General features: G+C 61.5%; 13 protein-coding genes, 1 tRNA gene and 1 riboswitch. Of the genes, 13 read left to right on the top strand and 1 reads right to left on the bottom strand.

Annotated elements, in window-relative coordinates:
* The 9 genes from lpdA (at position 1) to GX515_11765 (ending at position 14,742) form a co-directional block, all read left to right on the top strand.
* A complete protein-coding gene (gene lpdA, locus GX515_11805; GenBank protein ID HHY33678.1) occupies positions 1-1,410 on the top strand; it encodes a dihydrolipoyl dehydrogenase in 1,410 nt (469 codons plus the stop codon).
* 363 nt (positions 1,411-1,773) lie between these two features.
* Positions 1,774-3,726: an ABC-F family ATP-binding cassette domain-containing protein gene (locus GX515_11800; protein ID HHY33677.1), complete on the top strand. Its 1,953-nt coding sequence runs from the start codon at positions 1,774-1,776 to the stop codon at positions 3,724-3,726.
* A 405-nt stretch (positions 3,727-4,131) separates the two neighbouring features.
* The gene (locus tag GX515_11795; protein ID HHY33676.1) at positions 4,132-6,144 is read left to right on the top strand and encodes an alpha-galactosidase; all 2,013 of its coding nucleotides are present in this window, start codon (positions 4,132-4,134) and stop codon (positions 6,142-6,144) included.
* Positions 6,144-7,466, top strand: a complete 1,323-nt coding sequence (locus GX515_11790; protein ID HHY33675.1) for an MFS transporter — start codon at positions 6,144-6,146, stop codon at positions 7,464-7,466. The genes GX515_11795 and GX515_11790 overlap by 1 nt, the downstream gene beginning before the upstream one ends.
* Before the next feature lie 658 nt (positions 7,467-8,124).
* Positions 8,125-9,387, top strand: a complete 1,263-nt coding sequence (locus tag GX515_11785; GenBank protein HHY33674.1) for a carbohydrate ABC transporter substrate-binding protein — start codon at positions 8,125-8,127, stop codon at positions 9,385-9,387.
* A gap of 170 nt (positions 9,388-9,557) precedes the next feature.
* Positions 9,558-10,733, top strand: coding sequence for a sugar ABC transporter permease (locus GX515_11780; GenBank protein HHY33673.1), 1,176 nt, complete (start codon positions 9,558-9,560; stop codon positions 10,731-10,733).
* Between the two features lie 7 nt (positions 10,734-10,740).
* Positions 10,741-11,568, top strand: a complete 828-nt coding sequence (locus tag GX515_11775) for a carbohydrate ABC transporter permease (GenBank protein ID HHY33672.1) — start codon at positions 10,741-10,743, stop codon at positions 11,566-11,568.
* Between the two features lie 108 nt (positions 11,569-11,676).
* Positions 11,677-11,752 (top strand) — tRNA-His (locus tag GX515_11770).
* 320 nt (positions 11,753-12,072) lie between these two features.
* Positions 12,073-14,742, top strand: a complete 2,670-nt coding sequence (locus GX515_11765) for a UvrD-helicase domain-containing protein (GenBank protein HHY33671.1) — start codon at positions 12,073-12,075, stop codon at positions 14,740-14,742.
* Positions 14,743-14,749: 7 nt separating this feature from the next.
* On the opposite strand, the gene GX515_11760 is transcribed toward GX515_11765, so the two are convergent.
* Positions 14,750-14,893, bottom strand: coding sequence for a hypothetical protein (locus tag GX515_11760; protein ID HHY33670.1), 144 nt, complete (start codon positions 14,891-14,893; stop codon positions 14,750-14,752).
* Between the two features lie 71 nt (positions 14,894-14,964).
* Positions 14,965-15,048, bottom strand: a riboswitch (cyclic di-GMP riboswitch).
* Between the two features lie 638 nt (positions 15,049-15,686).
* On the opposite strand from GX515_11760, the gene GX515_11755 reads away from it, so the two are divergent.
* The 4 genes from GX515_11755 (at position 15,687) to lonB (ending at position 20,784) form a co-directional block, all read left to right on the top strand.
* Positions 15,687-17,012 (top strand): trigger factor, encoded by a 1,326-nt coding sequence (locus GX515_11755; protein HHY33669.1) that lies wholly within the window; start codon positions 15,687-15,689, stop codon positions 17,010-17,012.
* A gap of 45 nt (positions 17,013-17,057) precedes the next feature.
* The gene (gene clpP / locus GX515_11750) at positions 17,058-17,648 is read left to right on the top strand and encodes an ATP-dependent Clp endopeptidase proteolytic subunit ClpP (protein HHY33668.1); all 591 of its coding nucleotides are present in this window, start codon (positions 17,058-17,060) and stop codon (positions 17,646-17,648) included.
* An 11-nt stretch (positions 17,649-17,659) separates the two neighbouring features.
* A complete protein-coding gene (gene clpX, locus GX515_11745) occupies positions 17,660-18,925 on the top strand; it encodes an ATP-dependent Clp protease ATP-binding subunit ClpX (protein HHY33667.1) in 1,266 nt (421 codons plus the stop codon).
* A 161-nt stretch (positions 18,926-19,086) separates the two neighbouring features.
* Positions 19,087-20,784: an ATP-dependent protease LonB gene (lonB, locus tag GX515_11740; GenBank protein ID HHY33666.1), complete on the top strand. Its 1,698-nt coding sequence runs from the start codon at positions 19,087-19,089 to the stop codon at positions 20,782-20,784.
* The last annotated feature ends 124 nt before the right edge of the window (positions 20,785-20,908 follow it).

Raw genomic sequence — 20,908 nt, 5'->3', positions numbered from 1 at the left:
ATGTTGGCCGAGTTCGACGTGGCGGTTGTGGGCGGAGGCCCAGGTGGGTATGTCGCGGCCATCAGGGCAGCGCAACTCGGACGGTCGGTGTGTCTCATTGAGAAGGACCAGCTTGGTGGGACTTGCCTGAACAGGGGATGCATTCCCACCAAGGCACTCGTGGCGAGCGTGCAGGCGCTCGAAACAGCTAAACGCCTCGCCGAGTTCGGCGTGGAGTTCGGCGGCCAAGGCGGCGACTGCGGCGGGGGTGAAGCGCGGGCGCGGTTCGATAGGATGGTGGCGCGCAAGGACCGGGTCGTCGCGAGGCTGCGGGCTGGAATAGGTTTTCTCCTGAAAAAGAACAAGGTTGCGGTCATCGCGGGTACCGGCAGGATGATGGGTCCCGGGCGGATCGAAGTCGACGCGAAAGAGGGGCCGGCCGAGGTAAGAGCGCGCGATATAATCATCGCGACCGGCTCCAAGCCTGTGATCTTTCCATCCTTTGGGTACGACGGCCGCGTTGTGATCACCAGCGATGAAGCCCTTGATTTCCAGGATGTGCCCGAGAGCCTTCTCATCGTGGGCGGCGGGGTCATCGGGTGCGAGTTTGCGTTCATCTTCTCGAGCCTGGGCAGCCGGGTGACAGTGGTTGACATAATGCCAACGATACTGCCGATGGAGGACCCGGATTCGGCTGCGGCCGTGGCGGATTCCTTGAAAAAGCGGAAGGTCGTCGTTCGCACCGGCGTCAAGATCGAGCGCATCGCGGTTGAGGGGGACGAGGCCGTGGCCGTCCTCGATAACGGGGAGCGCCTTTCGGCGGCGCGAGTGCTCTTGTCCGTCGGGCGAAGGGCCAATTCCGAGGGCATTGGTCTCGAGGATGCGGGGGTTGAGATCGGTAAGAGGGGCGAGGTGGTCGTGAACGACCAGATGGCAACGAATGTCCCAGGTATTTACGCCATCGGAGACGTGGTGGGCAAGGTAATGCTCGCACACGTGGCATCGGCGCAGGGGATCGTTGCCGCCCAAAACATAGCGGGCGCCGACAGGCGCATGTCGTACGCGGCCGTGCCGAGCGCCATCTTCACCTCGCCTGAGGTGGCAAGCGTCGGGTTGAACGAACGGCAGGCCAAGGAGGAGGGCTTCGACGTAAGAGTTGGGAAGTTCCCGTTCACGGCGAGCGGCAAGGCTCTTGCCATGGGAGAGGCCGAGGGGTTTGTAAAGATCATCGCCGACGGGAGCACTGACAGGATCCTCGGGATCCACATCGTCGGCCCGCATGCCACCGAGCTCATTCCCGAACCCACGATGGCAGTGCGGATGAAGATGACCGTTGCGGAGTTTGCGAGGACCATACACGCGCATCCCACGCTTGCGGAGGCCATCGGCGAGGCCGCTGAGGCCGTCCACCGCATGGCGATCCATGTATGACCTACGGAACCCCATGTCCCATATCGATGTGACGGAGGTCAGCCAGGAAGACTGCCATGAGGAACAGGTAGACCCTCCAGCCAACGGAATATGACTTACGTGCATGGTCAAAGCACGGCGAATGTCGGGGAGCCTGCGCGGCAGGTCTTTCTAAGGTTGATCCGTCCTTCTACACGTATATACTATATACCTGTCTTCCACCCTTATCACATTCTCTCACGCTATGGCGCGCCGGGCATCTCATGCTGCACGGCCCGTCTATGGCCGTGCTCCCGCGCGGCGTCTTGCGTGCGTTGCGTGCGGCCAGCGCACCTGGCTCCTGCCTTCCGGCTCTCCCGGCGTTTGCTCCAAGGAGGGTTGGGCATGCTTCTGTTTACCGTCGAACATGTGGGAAAGTCATATGGGCCCCGGGACGTCCTGAAGGACGTGTCCTTCAGCGTGGTTGAGGGCGAGAAGCTCGCCGTTGTGGGTGCGAATGGCGCGGGAAAGACCACGCTCTTGAAGATCATCGCAGGCTCTCTCGAGCCTGACCGGGGCAGGGTCGTTTTCTTTCGCGAAGGCGTGCGGGTGGGGTACCTTCCCCAGGACATGAGCTTTGCGCCCGATGCGACTGTTCGCACCGAGCTGGTCCGGGGTCTCGGCTATCAGCAGCTCGATGCCGGATGGGTTCACGACGCTGACCATGCCAATCGCGTTGGCAGGGCCGTCGAAGCCTTCTCTGGCGTAGAGATCTGCGAAGCAGAAGGCAGGATCATGGAGGCGCTGTCGCGGTTCGAGCTCGTGGAAAATGGCCTGGAGCAGCCAGTGAGCACACTGAGCGGCGGGGAGAAGACGCGGCTTGCCCTTGCCAGGCTCTGGCTCGAGGACGCGGATTGTCTGCTTCTGGACGAGCCCACAAACCACCTGGACGAAAACGGGTTGAGATGGCTCGAAGGGTATGTCCGGGCGTTTCCGGGCACCGTTGTGGTGGTCTCGCACGACCGGTACTTCCTGGACCAGACCGTGTCCAGGGTCATCGCGCTCGGTCCGGCTGGCGCTGAATCGTTTCCGGGCAACTACACGTCGTACAGAAAGGCCATGGAGGAGCGGTTTCAGCGCCAAATGCGCCTATACCTGGAACAAGCGAAGCAATCCCGGAAACTCAAGGAGGCGATAGCGAGGCAGATGGAGTGGTTCCGCCGCGCTCACCGCGACGCGGGGAAGAACACCGAGATCAGGTCGTCTGACGTGTTCTACCGCCACCGGGCTGAGAAGCTTGCCAGACGTGCCAAGGCGACCATCAGGAGGCTCGAGCGCCTGGAGACGGAACGGGTCGACCGTCCGCAAGCCGGCAGGTCAATCCGGCTTCAGTTGACGTCGGACGGGAAGTCAGGCCGGCACATGGTGACCGCCAGCGACATCAGGAAGTCCTACGGCGGGCGCTGTGTTTTTTCGGGAGCGTCCTTCGCTGTGGCGCGGGGCGACAAGGTGGGCCTCGTGGGGCCAAACGGTGCCGGTAAGACGACGATCCTGAGGATCATTGCCGGTTATGAACGCGTCTCAGAGGGCGAGATGTGGGTCTCGCCTTCCGTGAGGGTTGCGTACTTTGACCAGGAGCTCGCCAGTCTGGCTGACGAGAGGACGGTCATGGAAGAGGTTCTGTCAGCAGGAGGCGAACGGCAACGGGTTCGCCTGCTGCTCGGATGCTTCCTCTTCTCAGGTGACTCCGTTCATAAGCGCGTCGGGTTGCTAAGCTTGGGGGAGAAGGCGAGGCTCACTCTCCTGAAGATGCTCCTTTCCAATGCGAACCTCCTCCTTCTCGACGAGCCAACGAACTATTTAGACATTCCATCACGGGAGCGGGTGGAGGAGGCCCTTGAGGACTACGACGGCACGTTCATCCTCGTGTCGCATGACAGGTATCTCCTGAGCCGCGTGTGCAATAAGATCTTTGCGCTCGAGGGAGGCACGGTGCGAGTCTACCTTGGGAGCTACGAGGACTACCTCAGGGTCCTCAAGGGCAACGCGCCCTGTATGGACCGCGATATGCGAAAGGACTCCATGAAACCCGCGAAACGCGGTGGGGGCGAAGCGCGCCAGAACAAAAAAGCGCCTTTCTCCGAGACCTGGGCCGTTGACCGCGACACCCCAGGGAACGCTAGTGACAATGCCGCTGCCAACGCCCTTTCTGAGGACGAGCGGTTGTTGTTGGAGAACCGCTTGAGCGTCCTCGCATCCAGGCTCGCCGAGGTCAGCCAGGATGACCCCGAGTACCAGAAGCTCACTGAGGAGTTCATCTCGGTTGCCCAGAGGGTGGCGTCGAGGAACTCGAAGTAGATCGTCATAAGTAATCGCCGGTTCCAGGGAGTACGCGCGCCGTGCAAGGTTGCCGGTGTTGCACTCGGGGACGGCGCCCCGAGCGGGGCACCTTGGCAAAATCCGGCCTGTCTGGCAAGTGGCCGGATTTTGACACCCCTCGTGCAATCACCGGCAACTCAAGACCTCGGAAAACGAGAGAAAACTAATGACCTCATGCTTAGGCCATAGCAGCGCCTCATGCAGCCATTGTTGCCACCGAGCGGGCAGGTGCGGACCGCGGGGATGACAGGGGTTACGAGCGACTTGTGAAGGAATTCGCGATAGTTGCAAGAAATATCCTTCCGGTGAAGCAGAAGGCCTGGGCGCGACCCTCGCCCTGCGCCGTCACAACCCGCAGGCTTTTCGCTCCAGGAGGCGAGTGCCATGATAGAGGTGACAGGTGGGCGCCTCAGGTATTCAGTGGGCGGGACGCGCAAGACGGCGGTCTTCGATGGGTTGACTGGCTTCAAGGGAACCGACGTCTTGATCTCGCCGCGCGTTCAGGGCTTCGGCAACGAGGTGGTTTTTTCCCTCACCATCGAACCGGCGGATGAGATGGTTTTGGACGAGCTATCCCTGGAAATACCGGTGCGTCTTTCCTCCGAGGACCGCGTGTACGTGAACGGCTTCCAGGGCTGGACCGAAAGCCGGGAATTCGACCCCGCGGAAAGCCTGAAGGGGGTGAGGGCTGCGGCGCGGCCGCTGCTCGGGCCGTACGGAGACTATGCGTTCCACCGGTATAGCGGCCGGTCGGGCAACCCGCATGGGTGGACCTACACCTATGTGAGACGGGGACGCGAATGTGTGTTTGTGGGCTCTCTCTCGGAGGCGGCTGGCTATACCCTTTTCGTGTACGACGCGCGTGCCGGGATGTTGCGTGTCGCGAAGGACTGCGCGGGCGTCAGGATGCAGTCGCCTGTCGTGGCGTTCCAGCTTTACATGGCGTCCGGAAGCGAAGAAGACGTCTTCAGAGGGTACTTCGAGCAGCTCGGAACCCCCTCCCGCCCCCGTCCCCGCCCCTGCTCAGGGTGGACGAGCTGGTACAATTACTACACCAGGATAAGCGAGGACATCGTGCTTGCAAACCTCGATGCGCTCGCGAGCCGGGGCATCCCAATCGACTATTTCCAGGTAGACGATGGATACGAGAACGCCGTGGGCGACTGGCTCGTGGCGAATCACAAGTTCCCTCGCGGCATGAAGCCCATCGCCGACGAGGTGAAAGCGCGGGGATACAAGGCGGGCCTCTGGCTTGCGCCCTTCGTCTGCGAGAAAGGGTCTATCGTCTTCCGCGAGCACCCAGAGTGGCTCTTGCGCGACGCGCGGGGCAGACTCGTGAGGGCGGGCTTCAATCCCAACTGGAGCGGGGTGTTTTATGCCCTCGATTTCTACAATCCCGCGGTGAGGTCCTATCTAGCCCGGGTGTTCGACACGGTCCTGAACGCGTGGGGCTTCGACATGGTTAAGCTGGACTTTCTTTACGCCGTCGCGCTGATCCACCGGGACGGAAGACCACGCGGTCAGGTAATGACCGAGGCCATGGACTTCCTCAGGAAAGCCGCGGGCGACAGGGTGATCCTCGGCTGCGGGGTGCCACTGGGCCCGGCGTTCGGCCGGGTCGATTACTGCCGGGTGGGCAGCGACGTGGCTCTTACGTGGGAGGACCGCTTTCTGAGGTGGCTCGGGTATCGCGAGAGGGTGTCCACGGCAAACGCGCTTCGGAGCGTGATCGGACGTTGGCAGCTGAACGGCAACGTGTTCGGCAGCGATCCCGACGTTTTCATTCTGAGGAGCGAGGGAAACAGGCTCAGCGCGGACCAACGGTACACGCTGTTCCTGCTCAACCACGTGTTCGGGACATTGGTGTTCACGTCTGACGACATCAGCGCCTACTCCACGCAGGAGCTGGAAATGTATCTTTCGCAGTTTCCCGTGGTGGAGAAGCGGATACACCGCGTCGAGCGCTCGGGTGGCGTGGTCCACGTGGAGTTCACCATAGAGGAGAGGCGCTATGAAGTCTTCGCGAACCTCGAGGCGCGCGAGGGAGTGGCCGAACTAGGACCCGGCGTCTATTTCGGTGAGGACGGCTTCGCCCCAGGCGGTGCGCGCATCAACCTGAGGCCATATCAATCCAAGTGTTTCTTGAGGGCCGGTGAGGATGCCTTCTCGGTCGTGGGAAGCACGGGCCACCTGTTTCCCGGATGCGAGGTGTCGAGGATCGCTGTGGATGGCAGCGATATCGTGATCGAGTACCATGAGCGGGCGCGCAGGAGGTGCGACGTGTACGTCGGGGTGCCCGAGGGCGAGGACAGCTACAGGGTCAATGGGGAAACGGTGGTTCCCGAGCGCGTCCTGGGCATGCGGGTGATAAGAGCGCGCAAAGGGGGAAGCAGGTAGTGTCCAAGAGAGAGAAGTGGACCCTAGCCGTCTTGGTCATGATCTCGGTATGGTTGTTCGCGGATCAGAATGCCATGAACCCTGTCGTGCGCGAGATCATGGCTGAGTACCAGATAGACGAGAGGCAGATCGGGATCATAGGCTCGGCGTTCACGATCCTCGGGGCGCTCGTGAGCATGTTCTTCGGGTACTTCACCGATCGTTTCTCGCGCAAGAAGCTGCTCGCGTTCACCGTGCTGCTCGGCGAGATACCTTGCTTCATGACGGGGCTGAAGGCTTTTACCTCCACTTACGAGCAGCTCCTGACCTTGAGAATCCTCACAGGCCTCGGGGTGGGCGGAATCTTCCCGATCACTTTCTCGTTGGTGGGGGACTACTTCAGCACCGAGCACAGGGCTACGGCGGTAGCGTTCGTCAGCACGGCTTGGGGCATCGGTGAGATGCTCGGGCAGGTGATGCCGGGCTTCCTGGCCGGGACATATGGCTGGCGCTTGCCGTTCATGCTCGCTGCGGCCCCGAACTTCGTTCTCGTGCCGGTGTTCCTGATCATAGCCAGAGAGCCCAAGCGAGGGGCTCGTGAGAAGGAGCTTGCTGATCTGTTGGAGCAGGGCTTTGAATACACGGAGAGGATCAAGCTGCGAGACCTCAAGGCCGTGTTCACCAACAAGACGAATCTCTTGGGATTTGTGCAGGGTATACCGGGATCTATCCCGTGGGGGCTCATCCCGTTCTTTCTCATTCCCTTCTACGAAGGCAAGGGCTTCACGAAAGAGTTCGCGACGACGCTTACGCTCATTCTAGGCCTCGGCGCGACTGCGGGAGGGCTCTTGGGCGGATGGGCAGGCGACAGGATATTCCAAAGGCTCCCCAAGGCGCTCCCGCTCTTCTGCGCGGGCGCCGTGCTGGCTGGGGTGGGCCCTGGGTATGTCATCATGAACATGCAGCTCAGGCCGGATATGGGATTGGGAGCGTTGATGATACCGGTCGTCGCGAGCTTCTTGACGGGGGTCATCGTGACGATTCCGTCTGCGAACATCAAGGCCATGCTCATCAACGTAAACCCGCCCGAAAGGAGGGGATCGGTTTTCGGCATCCACAACATCGCAGACAGCCTGGGCAGGGGAATAGGCCCATTCCTAGGCGGCATGCTCATTCGCAGCCACGGCTACCTGTACGCGATGCTGTTCGCGGTCTTTATGTGGATACCGTGCGCCGTGCTGTATGCGGCGATGGCGTTGACTATCGACGGCGATCTCCGGAGCCTGGGGCGGTACTTGCAGGAGAAACGGGCGAAGCTCTCGCGGGCTGGGGTGAGCGCATGAAGGAGTTAGGCAACAGGCGTCGAAAATAAGCTTGTTCGGTGTGAGGCGCGGGAGAGTGTTTGGCCGACTTTGTTTAAATCGTTAATGAACGTCCAGTGAGCTGCGTCATCGGCAGCCGTCCTGCGCCTAATTATGGCGCCACAGGTTTTCGTCTCCTTTCTTGACGGCGTTGGGGTTGCCGGTACGTGCACGACGGGGCGTGGAGGATTCGGCCGTCCTAGGCGCCGAATCCGAACGAGGCGCGGCGGAGGCGCGGCGCCACAAGCGCGCCGTCCCCGGAGGGCAAGGCCGATAGGATAGCCTCAGGCAGGACCGCCCGCCGAAAAGTAGCGCGAACTTTTGGCGACATACTTAGATGAACAAGGCGGGGTGGGCTGGTCGTGCGTGGTGGCGGACGGGATCATGGCGCTCCGCCAGGCCGTGGACGAAGTTGAGAGGCAGCCCATCCAGTTGATGCGTGCACGCTGCCCGCGAGCAACTTGAAGTCGAAGGGGGTGGTGTCGGCTGCAATCAGTCCGGCGGTCGAGGGTCCCGTAGTGCGACGCGGGCCCGAGAGCCGTTGGAACCTCCAGGACCTGCAGGATTCACGTGGCTCGAAGTGGCGCGAGTGTGGAAGAGGATTTGCTCCCGGATACCAATTCGTCAGGAGGGATAGATGATGAGGACGTCGAAGTGCCTCGCTATTCTCGTGGTTGGCCTGACTTTGGTTGCGTGTCTGGGCGCCGTGGCGAGTTCGGCTCCTGCCAGCGGCAAACTCGAGATCTTCTCCTGGTGGGCGGGAGACGAAGGCCCCGCGCTGGAAGCGCTCATTGAGCTCTATGAGAAGCAGCATCCTGGTGTCGAAGTCATCAACTCCACCGTGACCGGCGGGGCCGGCGTAAATGCGAAGGCCGTCCTCAAGACGCGCATGCTGGGCGGCGAACCGCCGGACACCTTCCAGGTTCACGCCGGACAGGAGCTCATCGGCACGTGGGTCGTGGCCGGCCGCATGGAAGACCTCAGCGACCTCTACGCTAAAGAGGGTTGGAAGTCCGTATTCCCTGAGGGGCTCTTGAAACTCCTCAGCACCGACAAGGGCATCTGGTCCGTTCCGGTCAACGTCCACAGGTCCAACGTGCTTTGGTACATACCAGATAACCTCAAGAAGTGGGGGGTAAAAGTCCCTGCCACATGGGACGAATTCCTTTCTATCGCTCCGACGCTCAAGGCGAAGGGCGTGATCCCGCTCTCCCTGGGCGAGAACTGGACCGTCACCCACCTCTGGGAGAGCGTCGCCCTCGCGCGCCTTGGCAAGGACAAGTGGGAAGCACTCTGGCAGGGCAAGCTGTCGTGGAAGAGCCCTGAGGTCGTAGACGTGTGGAGGACGTTCGGGAAGGTGCTCGAGTACACCAACCAAGACGCGCCGTCGCTGTCGTGGCAGCAAGCCACAGACATGGTGGTGAAGGGGCAGGCCGCGTTCAATGTAATGGGGGACTGGGCTGCAGGTTACATGGTCACCACGCTCAAGCTGCAGCCCGGCAAGGACTTTGGTTGGGCGCCCTCACCCGGCACTTCAGGCGTGTTTATGATGCTTTCCGACTCCTTCGGCCTTCCGGTGGGCGCTCCGCACCGTGACAACACCCTCGCGTGGCTGAAGATGCTCGGAAGCCGGGAGGCCCAGGACATCTTCAACCCGCTCAAGGGATCTATCAGCCCACGGGTGGACAGCGACCTGTCCAAGTACAACGCTTACCTCCAAAGCGCTGCCAAGGACTGGAGGACCAACGCCATCGTGGGAAGCCTCATCCACGGGGTGGTAGCGAACGAGCGGTTCATGAACGATTTCGCGACGGTCATCGAGATCTTCCTCAATAGCCGGAATCCTGAGGCTGCGGCGAACGCGGCCCAGGCGATCGCGATTCAGGCCGGCATAGGGAAGTGAGTCATGAGGCGGGCCCGCCGCCACGTGAGACTCACCAGCGTGTCCCGAGGCCCCTTCCGGACACGCGGTGGAGCAGAGCGACGGGCCCGCGAAGCCCGGTGTCAATCTCCGGCGCTCGGCCCGCTGGCGTGCCATGTCGTGGTCATGACGAGCATCGAGCTTCGATAGTCATGGCGGGCATTGAGACCGCGCGGCGGGCCGACGCCGGACTCGGTTGGAAAGGGGTGGGGTTGGTGCGGTCCAGGCGCGACCAGGTCATGGCCATACTCGTCGTGTTGCCATCCCTCGCTCTCCTGGCTGTATTCGTGTACGGCTTCATCGCGCAGACTGTGTATATCTCCCTCACAGACTGGGGCAAGGGAGCTGCCCTCGCGTTGAAGCCCGAGATACATTTCATGGGGGCGTACAACTACCGCGACCTTTTCAGCGGCTTTCTCAACGTGCGCTTCAGGCAGGACATCGTGAACATGCTTTTCTTCACGGTGCTCTTCGTTGCCGCCTCGCTTGCGCTCGGCCTCCTTCTCGCTACCATTCTCGACCAGCGCATCCGGGGCGAAGCGGTCTTCCGCACGATCTTCCTCTTTCCGATGTCGCTTTCGTTCATCGTCACGGGCACTATCTGGCGATGGCTCCTTCAACCCAGGGGCGGCGTGAACGTGCTTCCTACGCTCGTGGGTTTGCGCCCCGCGGACTTCCTCTGGCTCACGAGCCGGGACCAAGTCCTCCAGTTCGACTGGCAGGCGTTGCCTCGACTTGTCGTGATGGTCGTGGCGCTTGCGCTCGTTGCCTGGGCGGCGTGGTCCGCAGCGCGAAGGCGCTTCCGGACGGCCGCCATCACGGGTCTGCCAGGCCTGGTGCTGGCGACGTGGGTCGCTTTGGGAGGGGCGGCGCAATTGAAGGCTCTGCCGTTTCCTGAGCCTCATGGCTTCAACCTGGCGCTTATCGGAGTGGTCGTAGCGGCCGCATGGCAGATGTCAGGATATACCATGGCGCTGTACCTCGCCGGCCTTCGCACCATCCCGGACGAGCTACGCGAGGCGGCGCGGGTGGACGGCGCGAACACACTGCAGGTGTACCGATACGTGGAGCTTCCACTCCTCGCCCCGATCACGTGGAGCGCGATAATAGTGCTCGGACACATCGCCCTCAAGATCTTCGATCTCGTGTTCGCAATGGCAGGACCGGACAACGCCCCTACGAGCGTGCCCGCCATCCTGATGTTCCTGACGACCTTCCGCGGGAACGAGCTGGCGAAGGGCGCGTCCATCGCGGTGATTCTACTGCTCATGGTGTCCGTGCTGATAGTGCCTTACCTGGTCGCATCGTTCCGGACGGGGAGGACTTGATGAACTCATGTACGGGCGCAGTGCAAGAGTAAGCAGATGGTTCTTACAGGCGCTTCTTGTGCTCCTCGCGGTGGTTTACCTCATACCTGTGTACCTCACAGTGATTACGAGCCTGAAAGCGCCCGCGGACATAAACCTCATGACGGCCTGGGTTCCCCCATCGCGTCCTTACTGGGAAAGCTACGTGACGGCGGTCAAGAACTTCGCCCCGTCGCTCAAGAACAGCATAATCCTTTCTGTGAGCGCCACACTTCTCTCTGCGGCGCTCGGCTCCATCAATGGGTACGTGCTCTGCAAGTGGGACTTCCCTGGCGCCCGCTTCGTGTTGCCTCTCGTGGTGTTCGGCATGTTCATACCGTACCAAAGCATCCTTGTACCTCTATTCCAGTTCATGCGGGGGATCGGGCTCTACGGGGGGCTTCCGGGCCTGGTCCTGGTGCACGTCGTGTACGGCCTGCCCATAACCACGCTGCTCTTCCGCAGCTTCTATGCGGAGATCCCCGACGAGCTCCTCGGGGCTGCGTTCATCGACGGCGCCGACTTTTTCGGTATATACAGGTGGCTTATCCTGCCGCTATCAGGCCCGCCTTTCCTCGTGGTGGCGATATGGCAGTTCACGCAGATATGGAACGAGTTCCTTTTCGCGGTAACGCTTGCCCGGCCCGCCTCTCAACCCATAACCGTGGCCTTGGCCAACTTGGCCGGCGGTCAGGCAGTATCGTGGAACCTGCCGATGGCGGGGTCCGTTTTGACGGCGCTGCCAACAGTTGTGGTGTATGTGCTCTTGGGGCGCTATTTCATCCGCGGGCTCCTCGCCGGTGCGCTGAAAGGATGAAGGCGCGGCCGCGAGCGTGCGCGGCTGCGCGGCTGTGCGGCCTTGACGCGTCGGGATTTCTGTGGTATCCTGTGAGTGTCGCGGCATGAGGGCGACGAAGGTTTTGCGGTGGATGTAGCTCAATGGTGAGAGCGCTGGACTGTGGCTCCAGAGGCTGTGGGTTCGAATCCCATCATCCACCCCATCCTGTTGTTACGGGGCTTGTACGCTGGGAAAACGCAAACAGGCGACGGTTGGCATTGCCTAACCGTCGCCTGTTTTCATGTTTTGGGCTGCATTCGTCTGCCCTGGGGTCATTCCGAGGCATTCGGAGTTGTACTACTCCCGGACTCGACGCGTGGCGCGCTCAGGCAGATTTATCCTGCCGTGGCAGGATAGCCCCAGAACCCGTCGAAGTTAGCCACCAATAGCTATTCTGGCTGACGGAACGGGCCCCGGTTCCCGGTATCGGCCGGGTCCGGGGCGCTGCCGAAGAGGTGGCGTGGCAAGATGGCGGGTCAGGGGATGCCTAGTAGAAGCTTGTCCGGAAGGGCTGTGACCCTCGCGGCGGGGCGTAACGTGCCTGAAGACATCGAGCTCGATGACGAGCAGCGGGCCTTCGTTGAGTTTCAGGATGGCTGCGCGGTCCTCCATGCTCCCGTGGGAACGGGCAAAACCCTCGCCCTGGCAGAGCGGACGGCCGAGGCGATTAGGCGCGGGGTGGAGCCGTCTCGCATCCTGTGCCTCACGTTCACCAACCGGGCTGCGGAGGAGCTACGTCAGCGCGTCGCGGTTCACTGCGGCGACCGCGCGAAGAGAGTCGTGGTCCGCACCTTTCACGCGTTGTGCGCGTGGATGCTTCGACTCGAGGCGAAGACGATGGGCCTCCCCTCGGATTTCACCATCTTCGACGACGAAGACTCGGCCGAGATCCTTCGATCCATCCTGAGGCGGACGGCAGGCGAGATATCGCGGCGCGGAGGCCCTCCTGCACCGGTCGTCGTTGCACCGGCGTACAGGCGTGGCGACCGCGAGCCCAAGGTGTCCGACATCTATGATGTCATCGAGAGAGCTAAGAGCGAGGCACCTCATACCGCGCTCTCGCTGGGCACGGTGGCCGACGATGTCTTTCAAGGCCTCACCGCGGCGTACCGCACGCTAGCCGTTGAGTACCAACGCGAGCTCGCGTCCAATCATGCCTTTGACTTCGGGGATCTCGTTTACTTCACCCGTGCGATGCTAGCACTCGTTCCCGGCATCCGGCGCCGCTGGGAATCTCGCTTCTCCATGATCCAGGTGGACGAGATGCAGGATACCCACTTCTCGGAATATGAGATCGTGCGAGCGCTGGCTTGGCGCTCGAGGAACCTCGTTCTTGCAGGCGATTTTGACCAGACCATTTATGAGTGGCGGGGTTCCATGCCCGACAAAGTGCTGAGCAGCTTCCGTGCGGACTTCCCGGGTGCCAGGGACTTCTCGTTCACGCGGAATCACCGGGCGACCCGCGTGCTCGTGGGTTTGGCCGGGTGCGTGGCCCGGGAGTACAGCGTGCGCGGCGTGGCGCAACCAGCCCCGTCAGCCGACGTTGGAGACCCGGTGATCGTGCATTTCGGGCGCGATAGCGAGGCGGAGGCGGACTGGATCGCCCGCAAGATCCGAACTCTCGCCAATGTCGGGCCGGGTGGTGACGCGGCGGGCCGTGTCCCGTATGGGCGGATAGGCGTCCTTACCCGGGCCAACAGCCGGGGAGCGGCCATTTCCGAAGCGCTCCAGAAACACGGCATTCCTCACCTCACCGTGGAGGCATACGAGTTCTTCCGGCGCCAGGAGGTGAAGGATGCCGTGGCGTACCTCCGGTTCCTTTGCAGCCCAGCGGACGGGCGTAGCTTCCGGCGTATCCTGCAACGTCCTCCACGCAACATCGGCGACCGGACCGTTTCACGGGTTCTGGAGGCAGAACAGGCCGGCCTGCGTCTCCCCGATATGGTGGCCGAATCGACCCTTACCACAGGAGATCCATTTGGCACGTTCCTCGCTGCGCTCGGGGGAGGCGTCGTCACCGTGTTCGACACGGAGACCACCGGGCTCGACCCGGCCTCTGACGAGATCGTGGAGCTCGCGGCTGTCAGGTTGGAAAAGGGCAAGGCGACAGCGCGATTCCACCGGTATTTGAGAAACACGGTGAGCGTCGGCGAGTCGGAAGAGGTCCACGGGCTTTCCGACTCGTTCCTTGCGTCAAACGGCGAGGATCCGCGGCGTGCGCTCGAAGAGTTCGATCGTTTTGCAGCGGGCAGTGTGCTCGTCGGGCACAACGTGGGCTTCGACGCGCGCATGCTCGCGGCGTACCGGCAACGCCTGGGCCTCGGGACGGGTGGCCTCGCCGAGTACATCGATACTCTTGAAATGGCCCGACGCTTTCTGGGCGGTGACGACTTTTCCCTTGAGGCGCTGTGCCGGAGGCTGAACGTGGCGGCGTTGCCCACGCATCGGGCGGCGGACGACGTTGAGGCGACCTGCAGCATTATCACGTGTCTCGCGCCGCTCGTGAGAGCCACGGCCCCCGAAAGGATGCGCGCGGTGAAGGATGTAGGTGCCGCGTTCTCGTCTCTCGCGCAAGAGGTGGCTAGGCTGCGCCGGGAACTGGGTCGACTGCGACCTCACGAGTTGCTCGACCGGGTGCTCAACGAGTCGGGGCTGCGCGAGTACTATGCGAGAGACCCCGAGAGAGCGCGACGCCTCGCCAACCTCGAAGAGCTCCTTCGCGTCTTCAAGAATCGCGATTCCGCAGACTTGGACGCCCTTTCGTCCCTCGAGTCGCTTCTCGGCTTCGTGGCGCTCGCAAGAAACGTGGATCGTCTGGATCCCAACGACGAGCGCGTGAGGGTGCTCACCGTCCACCAGGCGAAGGGGCTCGAGTTCGACATCGTCTTCGTGGCGGGCTTGTCGGAGCATGAATTCCCCTCGTACCCCGCGCTCAAGGAAAGGAAAGGCGCGGAAGAGCGTCGGGTGTTTTACGTCGCGATAACCAGGGCGAGGAAGGCGCTTTTCCTTACCGGGCACGCGGCCAACAACGGAAAGCCCCGTGGGCCCAGCCCGTACTTCACCTTCCTCGCCTCGCTCGGCGGGGCGTGGCGCGAAGAGGGCTCGACGGAAGTCACCAAGTGGCTTCGCGGCGTGCCTCGGAACACAAGATGACAAGCGGCTACCCCATGAAGCGCACGATCACCGCTACGATGCCAGCCGTTGCGAGGATGCTGAGGAGGCTCACGAGCCAGGAATCAACGCGACCCGGGTTGATTATGAGCTGCCGGTGCCACCAGCGCCTTGCTCTTCGAGCGAGTTCCATCCCATTTCACCCCGATCCCATTGGTGTGCCCGCGGACCTGCAGGGGCGAAATAACCGGCCACACACCTAAACAGGTGCGTGGCCGGTCTCGCTATTCGCTCCCGCGGCCCGAAGCGACCGCTTATAGGGCCGTGATCATAGCGTCCACGCACGTCCCATTGCAGGACGCAAAGTTGTTGTCTGTATATTCGAATGACTCGATGCTATATGCAACATAGGCTATATTGATTCTCGTAAAAGTATTTCGCTGCCTCCGTCACATATCCTTCTACAGGGAACAGCTTTCTACCCCGAAAACGGGCGGCGGTCGCTAGCCTCATCTTCTTGATGGCGGCGGCAGCCCGCCGTCACGGACGACTGTCTTGAAAGTAGCACTCAGTTGTCGTTTTCAATCCCTCCGTGGCGGCGGCACCTGGCCACCATGGGCGACTACCTTGAAAACGATCGATGGCTGCCATCTACATCCTTTCGATGGGGTCAGCCGCAGGCTGGCATAGACGACTTGGACGAAAGCCTTAGGAGTTCCGAACCAGCCGCCTACCGGGTAGGAGCACACGAGATCCCCGTCAGGGCAAGGTAGGTCGGCTAGGGCTGCCTTTACAACGTCCTGCACGCGTGTTAGAATACCAACGGCCGAAGGAGTCGCACGACACTGCCTCGGCGGTCGCTGGATCGGCGCCTACCGAGGTATTGTTTTTGTGCGTTGCGCTGAACCGCGGCGGAAGGCGGACGAAGGACAATCGAAGAGGAGGGAGGCTGCCGATCGCCCGGGGCGGCAAGGTCCCGTGGCTTCGTGGCGGCGAATATGGTGAAGGCTGCGGTGGAGAGAATAGAGGGGAACTTCGCTCACTTGGATATCGAGGTGGATGAGGCCCAGGTCGACCGGGCGCTCAACGAGAGCTATCGGAGGCTGGCCCAGCGCGTCACGGTGCCCGGTTTCCGGAAGGGCAAAGTCCCGCGCCAGATCCTTGAGATGAGGTTGGGCAAGGGGGCGCTGTACGAGGATGCGTTGAAGCGCCTCGTGCCGACCGGGTACGTGGAGGCCGTGAGACAAACGGGCATCGACCCCGTGGACGAGCCCGATTTCGACATAGAGCAGATCGAAGAGGGGAAGCCGCTTAGATTCAAGGCGAAGGTGCTCGTGAGGCCGGAGGTGAAGCTCCCGGACTATCGCGCCATACGGGTGGAGAAGACGGTCCCCGAGGTCGGCGACGACGAGGTTGACCGTTACATTGAGGTTCTCCGTAGAAACCGGGCCACGGCAGAGCCGGTTGCCCGCGATACCGTGGAGGCGGGGGACCTCGTCACTGTGGACCTCAAGCTCGTCTCGGACGGCAAGCCTCTTGAGGTGAGAGGCGGCGGCAAGGATCTAACCGTGGAGGCAGCGCCAAAGCAGGATCTTCCAGGACTTGGTGAGGGCCTCATCGGGCTGAAGCGCGGCGAGGCGCGGGCGATCGAGACCACCGTGCCGGAGACTTACCCGGACAAGGCTTTTGCGGGAAAACCAGCGCAGGCGCATGTGACCATCAAGGATATCCGGGTCAGGAAGCTGCCTGAAGTGAATGACGAGTTCGCCAAAGCCGTGGGCGGCTACGACAGCCTGGACGCCATGAGGCGAGACATCCGGGAGCGACTTCAGAAATCGGCGCAGAGCCGGGCCGAGGTGGAATACAGAAAGGCGGTCGTGGATAGAATCACGCAGGAAGCCGAGGTGGATGTCCCTGAGGCCCTCGTGGATCGTCAGGTGAACTCCATGATCATGGATCTCACTCAGAACCTTGCCCAGCAGGGCATGACGCTCGAAGGATACCTGGACGCGTGCGGCATGGACGAGGAAGCGCTCAGGCGAAGTTATCGGGATGAGGCTAGGGCACTGGTCAAGGCCGATCTGGTGCTTGATGCCATAAGCAAGGCGGAAGGATTTGCCGCCAGTCGCGACGAAGTAGACTCGCGAATCGCCGAGATCGCATCTCGTCAAGGCCGGCCCGTCGACGAGGTACGGGAACTCTTGACAAGGACAGGGCGTATTCACAATATAGAAGAGACAATAGTCAGGGAGAAGACGATAGATCGATTGGTTCAGCTCGCGGGCGGCGCGGGCGACGCCAGTGGCGAGTGAGCGCGAGAACCGACATATGATCAGGATGCAAGGGAGGAGGGGTCGATCGTGAATCTTGTCCCGATCGTCGTAGAGCAGACCAACCGCGGGGAACGGGCTTACGATATATACTCGAGGCTTCTGAAGGACAGGATCATCTTCATCGGCGGCCCAATAGACGATGACGTCGCAAACCTCGTCATCGCCCAGATGCTGTTCCTCCAGGGAGAGGATCCGGACAAAGACATCAACCTTTATATCAACAGCCCTGGCGGCGTGGTCACGTCCGGGCTGGCCATATACGACACGATGCAGTACATCAAGCCTGATGTCGCCACCACGTGTATCGGCATGGCCGCCAGCATGGGGGCGCTCCTCCTGGCGGCGGGCACGAAGGGCAAGAGGTACGCACTCCCATACTCAAGAGTGATGATCCATCAGCCGCTTGGTGGAGCCCAGGGTCAGGCCACCGACATCGAGATACAGGCGAGGGAGATCGTCAAGCTGCGCGAGATAACACAGCAGATCCTGGCGAAGCATACAGGACAGCCCATGGAGAAGATAGCGGCGGATACAGACAGGAATTTCTTCATGTCGGCTGAGGAGGCGAAGGCTTACGGCATCGTAGACGAGATCTTCAGGACCAAGAAGAAGTAGGGGGTGGTAGGGTGTTCAAATTCGGCGACGAAAAAGGCCAGCTCAAATGCTCGTTTTGTGGCAAGGCTCAGGATCAGGTGAAGAAGCTCATAGCCGGGCCTGGCGTCTATATTTGCGACGAGTGTATCGAGCTCTGCAATGAGATCATCGAGGAAGAGCTGGGCGAAGAAGCGGATGTCGAATTGGGCAACATCCCGAAGCCCAAGGAAATCAAGGAGATCCTGGATCAATACGTCATCAGCCAAGAGGATGCCAAGAAGACCCTAGCGGTGGCGGTGTACAACCATTACAAGCGGATCGGCGCGAATGCGCGGGTCGACGACGTGGAGCTTCAGAAGAGCAACATCCTGCTGCTCGGCCCCACGGGCGTCGGGAAGACGTTGCTCGCACAAACGTTGGCAAAGATCTTGAATGTGCCCTTCGCGATCTCCGACGCCACCTCGCTCACAGAGGCGGGTTATGTCGGCGAGGACGTGGAGAACATTCTGCTCAGGCTGATCCAGGCGGCCGATTACGACATCGAGAAGGCTGAGAAGGGCATCGTCTACATCGACGAGGTTGACAAGATAGCGCGGAAGTCCGAGAACCCGTCGATCACGCGCGATGTGTCCGGCGAGGGCGTGCAACAGGCTCTCCTGAAGATCCTCGAGGGCACGATCGCGAGCGTCCCTCCGCAGGGTGGTCGAAAACACCCGCACCAGGAGTTCATCCAGATAGACACGACGAACATCTTGTTCATATGCGGGGGAGCATTCGAGGGGCTTGAGAAGATCATACAGAACCGAATAGGAAAGAAAACGCTCGGCTTCGGGGCGGAACTCCGGCCCAAGGTCGATGCGAACATCGGCGATATCCTGAGGCAGGTCATGCCTGAAGACCTCCTCAAGTTCGGGCTCATTCCCGAGTTCATAGGCAGGCTGCCCGTGGTGGTGCCGCTTGACGCTCTCGACGAGCGCGCCCTCGTGAGGATACTCACAGAACCGAGGAATGCGCTTGCGAAGCAGTACAAGAGGATGTTCGAGCTGGACGGCGTGGAGCTAGAGATCACCGAGGATGCGCTCGTGGCCGTGGCCAAGCAGGCCATAACGCGCAACACCGGGGCGAGGGGGCTGCGCTCCATCCTGGAGAAGATCATGCTCGACATCATGTACGAGGTCCCATCACGGACAGATGTCAAGAAGGTCGTCGTGACCAAGGAAGTGGTGGAGGGCCTGGCGAAGCCTACCTTGGTGTTGCAGGAGCGGAAGACGGCGAAGAAAAGGGAAGAAACCGCATAGCAAGACAGGGGGCCACGTTGTCTGGCTCCTCTGGGTTGTGACGGGAGGCCTGGCAAAGGCCTCCTTTCTTTTTGATGTTTTGGCCTTGCACTTAAGCGCTGGCGCCATGGACATAATAAGCGTGAGAAACACCCATCCAGCATGGCAGAGGCGGCTTTCCCATGGACTTCGCAAGCAACGTGTTCGGGCTCATCAACCTCTTCTTCGGGATCGTCATAGGCCTGTACTTCTGGAACCTCCTGAGAACGCAGCAGGGGAACAGGATCGCTGTGGACCGGGAGTCCCGCAAGGAGATGGAGAAGCTCCAAAAGCTGCGGAGCATATCCCTCACGGAGCCATTGTCAGAGAAAACCCGGCCTACGACGCTCAAGGATATCATTGGGCAAGAGGAGGGGCTCCGGGCGTTGCGGGCTGCTCTCTGTGGACCCAACCCGCAACATGTGATAATGTACGGACCCCCGGGTGTGGGCAAGACAGCCGCTGCAAGGGTCGTTCTGGAGGAGGCAAAGAAGAACCCGCGCTCGCCTTTCAAGCAGTGGGCGAAGTTCGTTGAGGTGGACGGCGCCACCTCCAGATTCGACGACCGGGGGATAGCGGACCCCTTGATAGGATCGGTCCACGACCCCATATACCAGGGCGCTGGTCCGCTGGGGATAGCGGGCATCCCGCAGCCCAAGCCAGGGGCGGTGACGAAGGCCCACGGCGGCATCCTCTTCATTGACGAGATCGGCGAGCTTCATCCAGTTCAGATAAACAAGCTGCTGAAAGTGCTTGAGGACAGAAAGGTCTTCCTGGAGAGCGCCTACTATAGTTCGGAGGACCCGAATATCCCACAGCACATCCACGACATATTCCAGAACGGCCTCCCGGCGGATTTCCGCCTGGTCGGCGCGACTACGAGGTCTCCGGAGGAGATCCCGCCGGCGATCCGGAGCAGGTGCATCGAGGTCTTCTTCAGGGCCCTGACCCCGGACGAGGTCGGGATCATCGCCGCGAACGCGGCTCAGAAAGCTGGCTTCGTGCTAGAGACGGGCGCGCTCGAGGTCATTAAGAAATACGCCTCCAACGGGCGCGACGCCGTGAACATCCTTCAGATCGCGGGTGGCGCCGCGCTCACATCAGGGCGGCAGGTCGTCACCAGGGCGGACGTGGAGTGGGTGGTGAATTCGGGTCAGTACTCGCCGAGGCCTTTCAAGAAGGTTCCCTCGGCTCCTCAAGTCGGGTACGCAAACGGGCTTGCTGTGTACGGCGCGATGAATGGGATGCTCGTGGAGATCGAGGCCACAGCCGTGCCCGTGGAGAGAGGCACTGGCAAAGTCATCACGACCGGCCTCATCGACGAGGAGGAGATGGGCGAGACCGGGCGGATAATGCGGCGGAAGAGCATGGCGAGGGGCTCCGTGGAGAACGTCATCACCGTCCTGCGCAAGTTCCTCGCGGTAAGGCCGGAGGACTACGACATCCACGTGAACTTCCCGGGAGGGATCCCGCTCGACGGGCCTTCGGCAGGGGTGGCCATCGTGACGGCTATCTACTCGGCCATCACCCAGAGTGCTGTGGACAACGAACTGGCCATGACCGGAGAGGTGTCAATACGGGGCTATGTGAAGCCAGTCGGCGGGATCGTGGCCAAAGTCGAGGCCGCGGCGTTGGCCGGGGCCAAGAAAGTCCTGATCCCGCGCGACAACTGGCAGGAGAGCTTCGGCGGGAGGGAAGACATCACCGTCGTGCCTGTGGACCGCATCGAAGAGGTGGTACAGGCGGCGATGGTCGTCGAGACAGGGACGCTCTCAGGGTGTCTTGGGACCGGCACCCGGCCTCAGCAGGCAGTTGCTGCAGGCGTGTCTGCAGGTTGCTAGAGTCTCCTCGTTGTTACAGAAACTGACAGCTGCCCCGCGTTGACATAATGCCTGCTTCTGTGATAGCCTTGCCTGTGAGGCAGGGCTTTCCTCGTTTTCTCGTTGTTGTGTTCGGCCAGCCATT

The organism is Bacillota bacterium (genome assembly GCA_012842395.1).
Taxonomy (GTDB): domain Bacteria; phylum Bacillota; class SHA-98; order UBA4971; family UBA4971; genus UBA6256.
The sequence above is the reverse complement of the archived record's forward strand: the minus strand, read 5'-3'. Positions and strand labels throughout refer to the sequence as shown.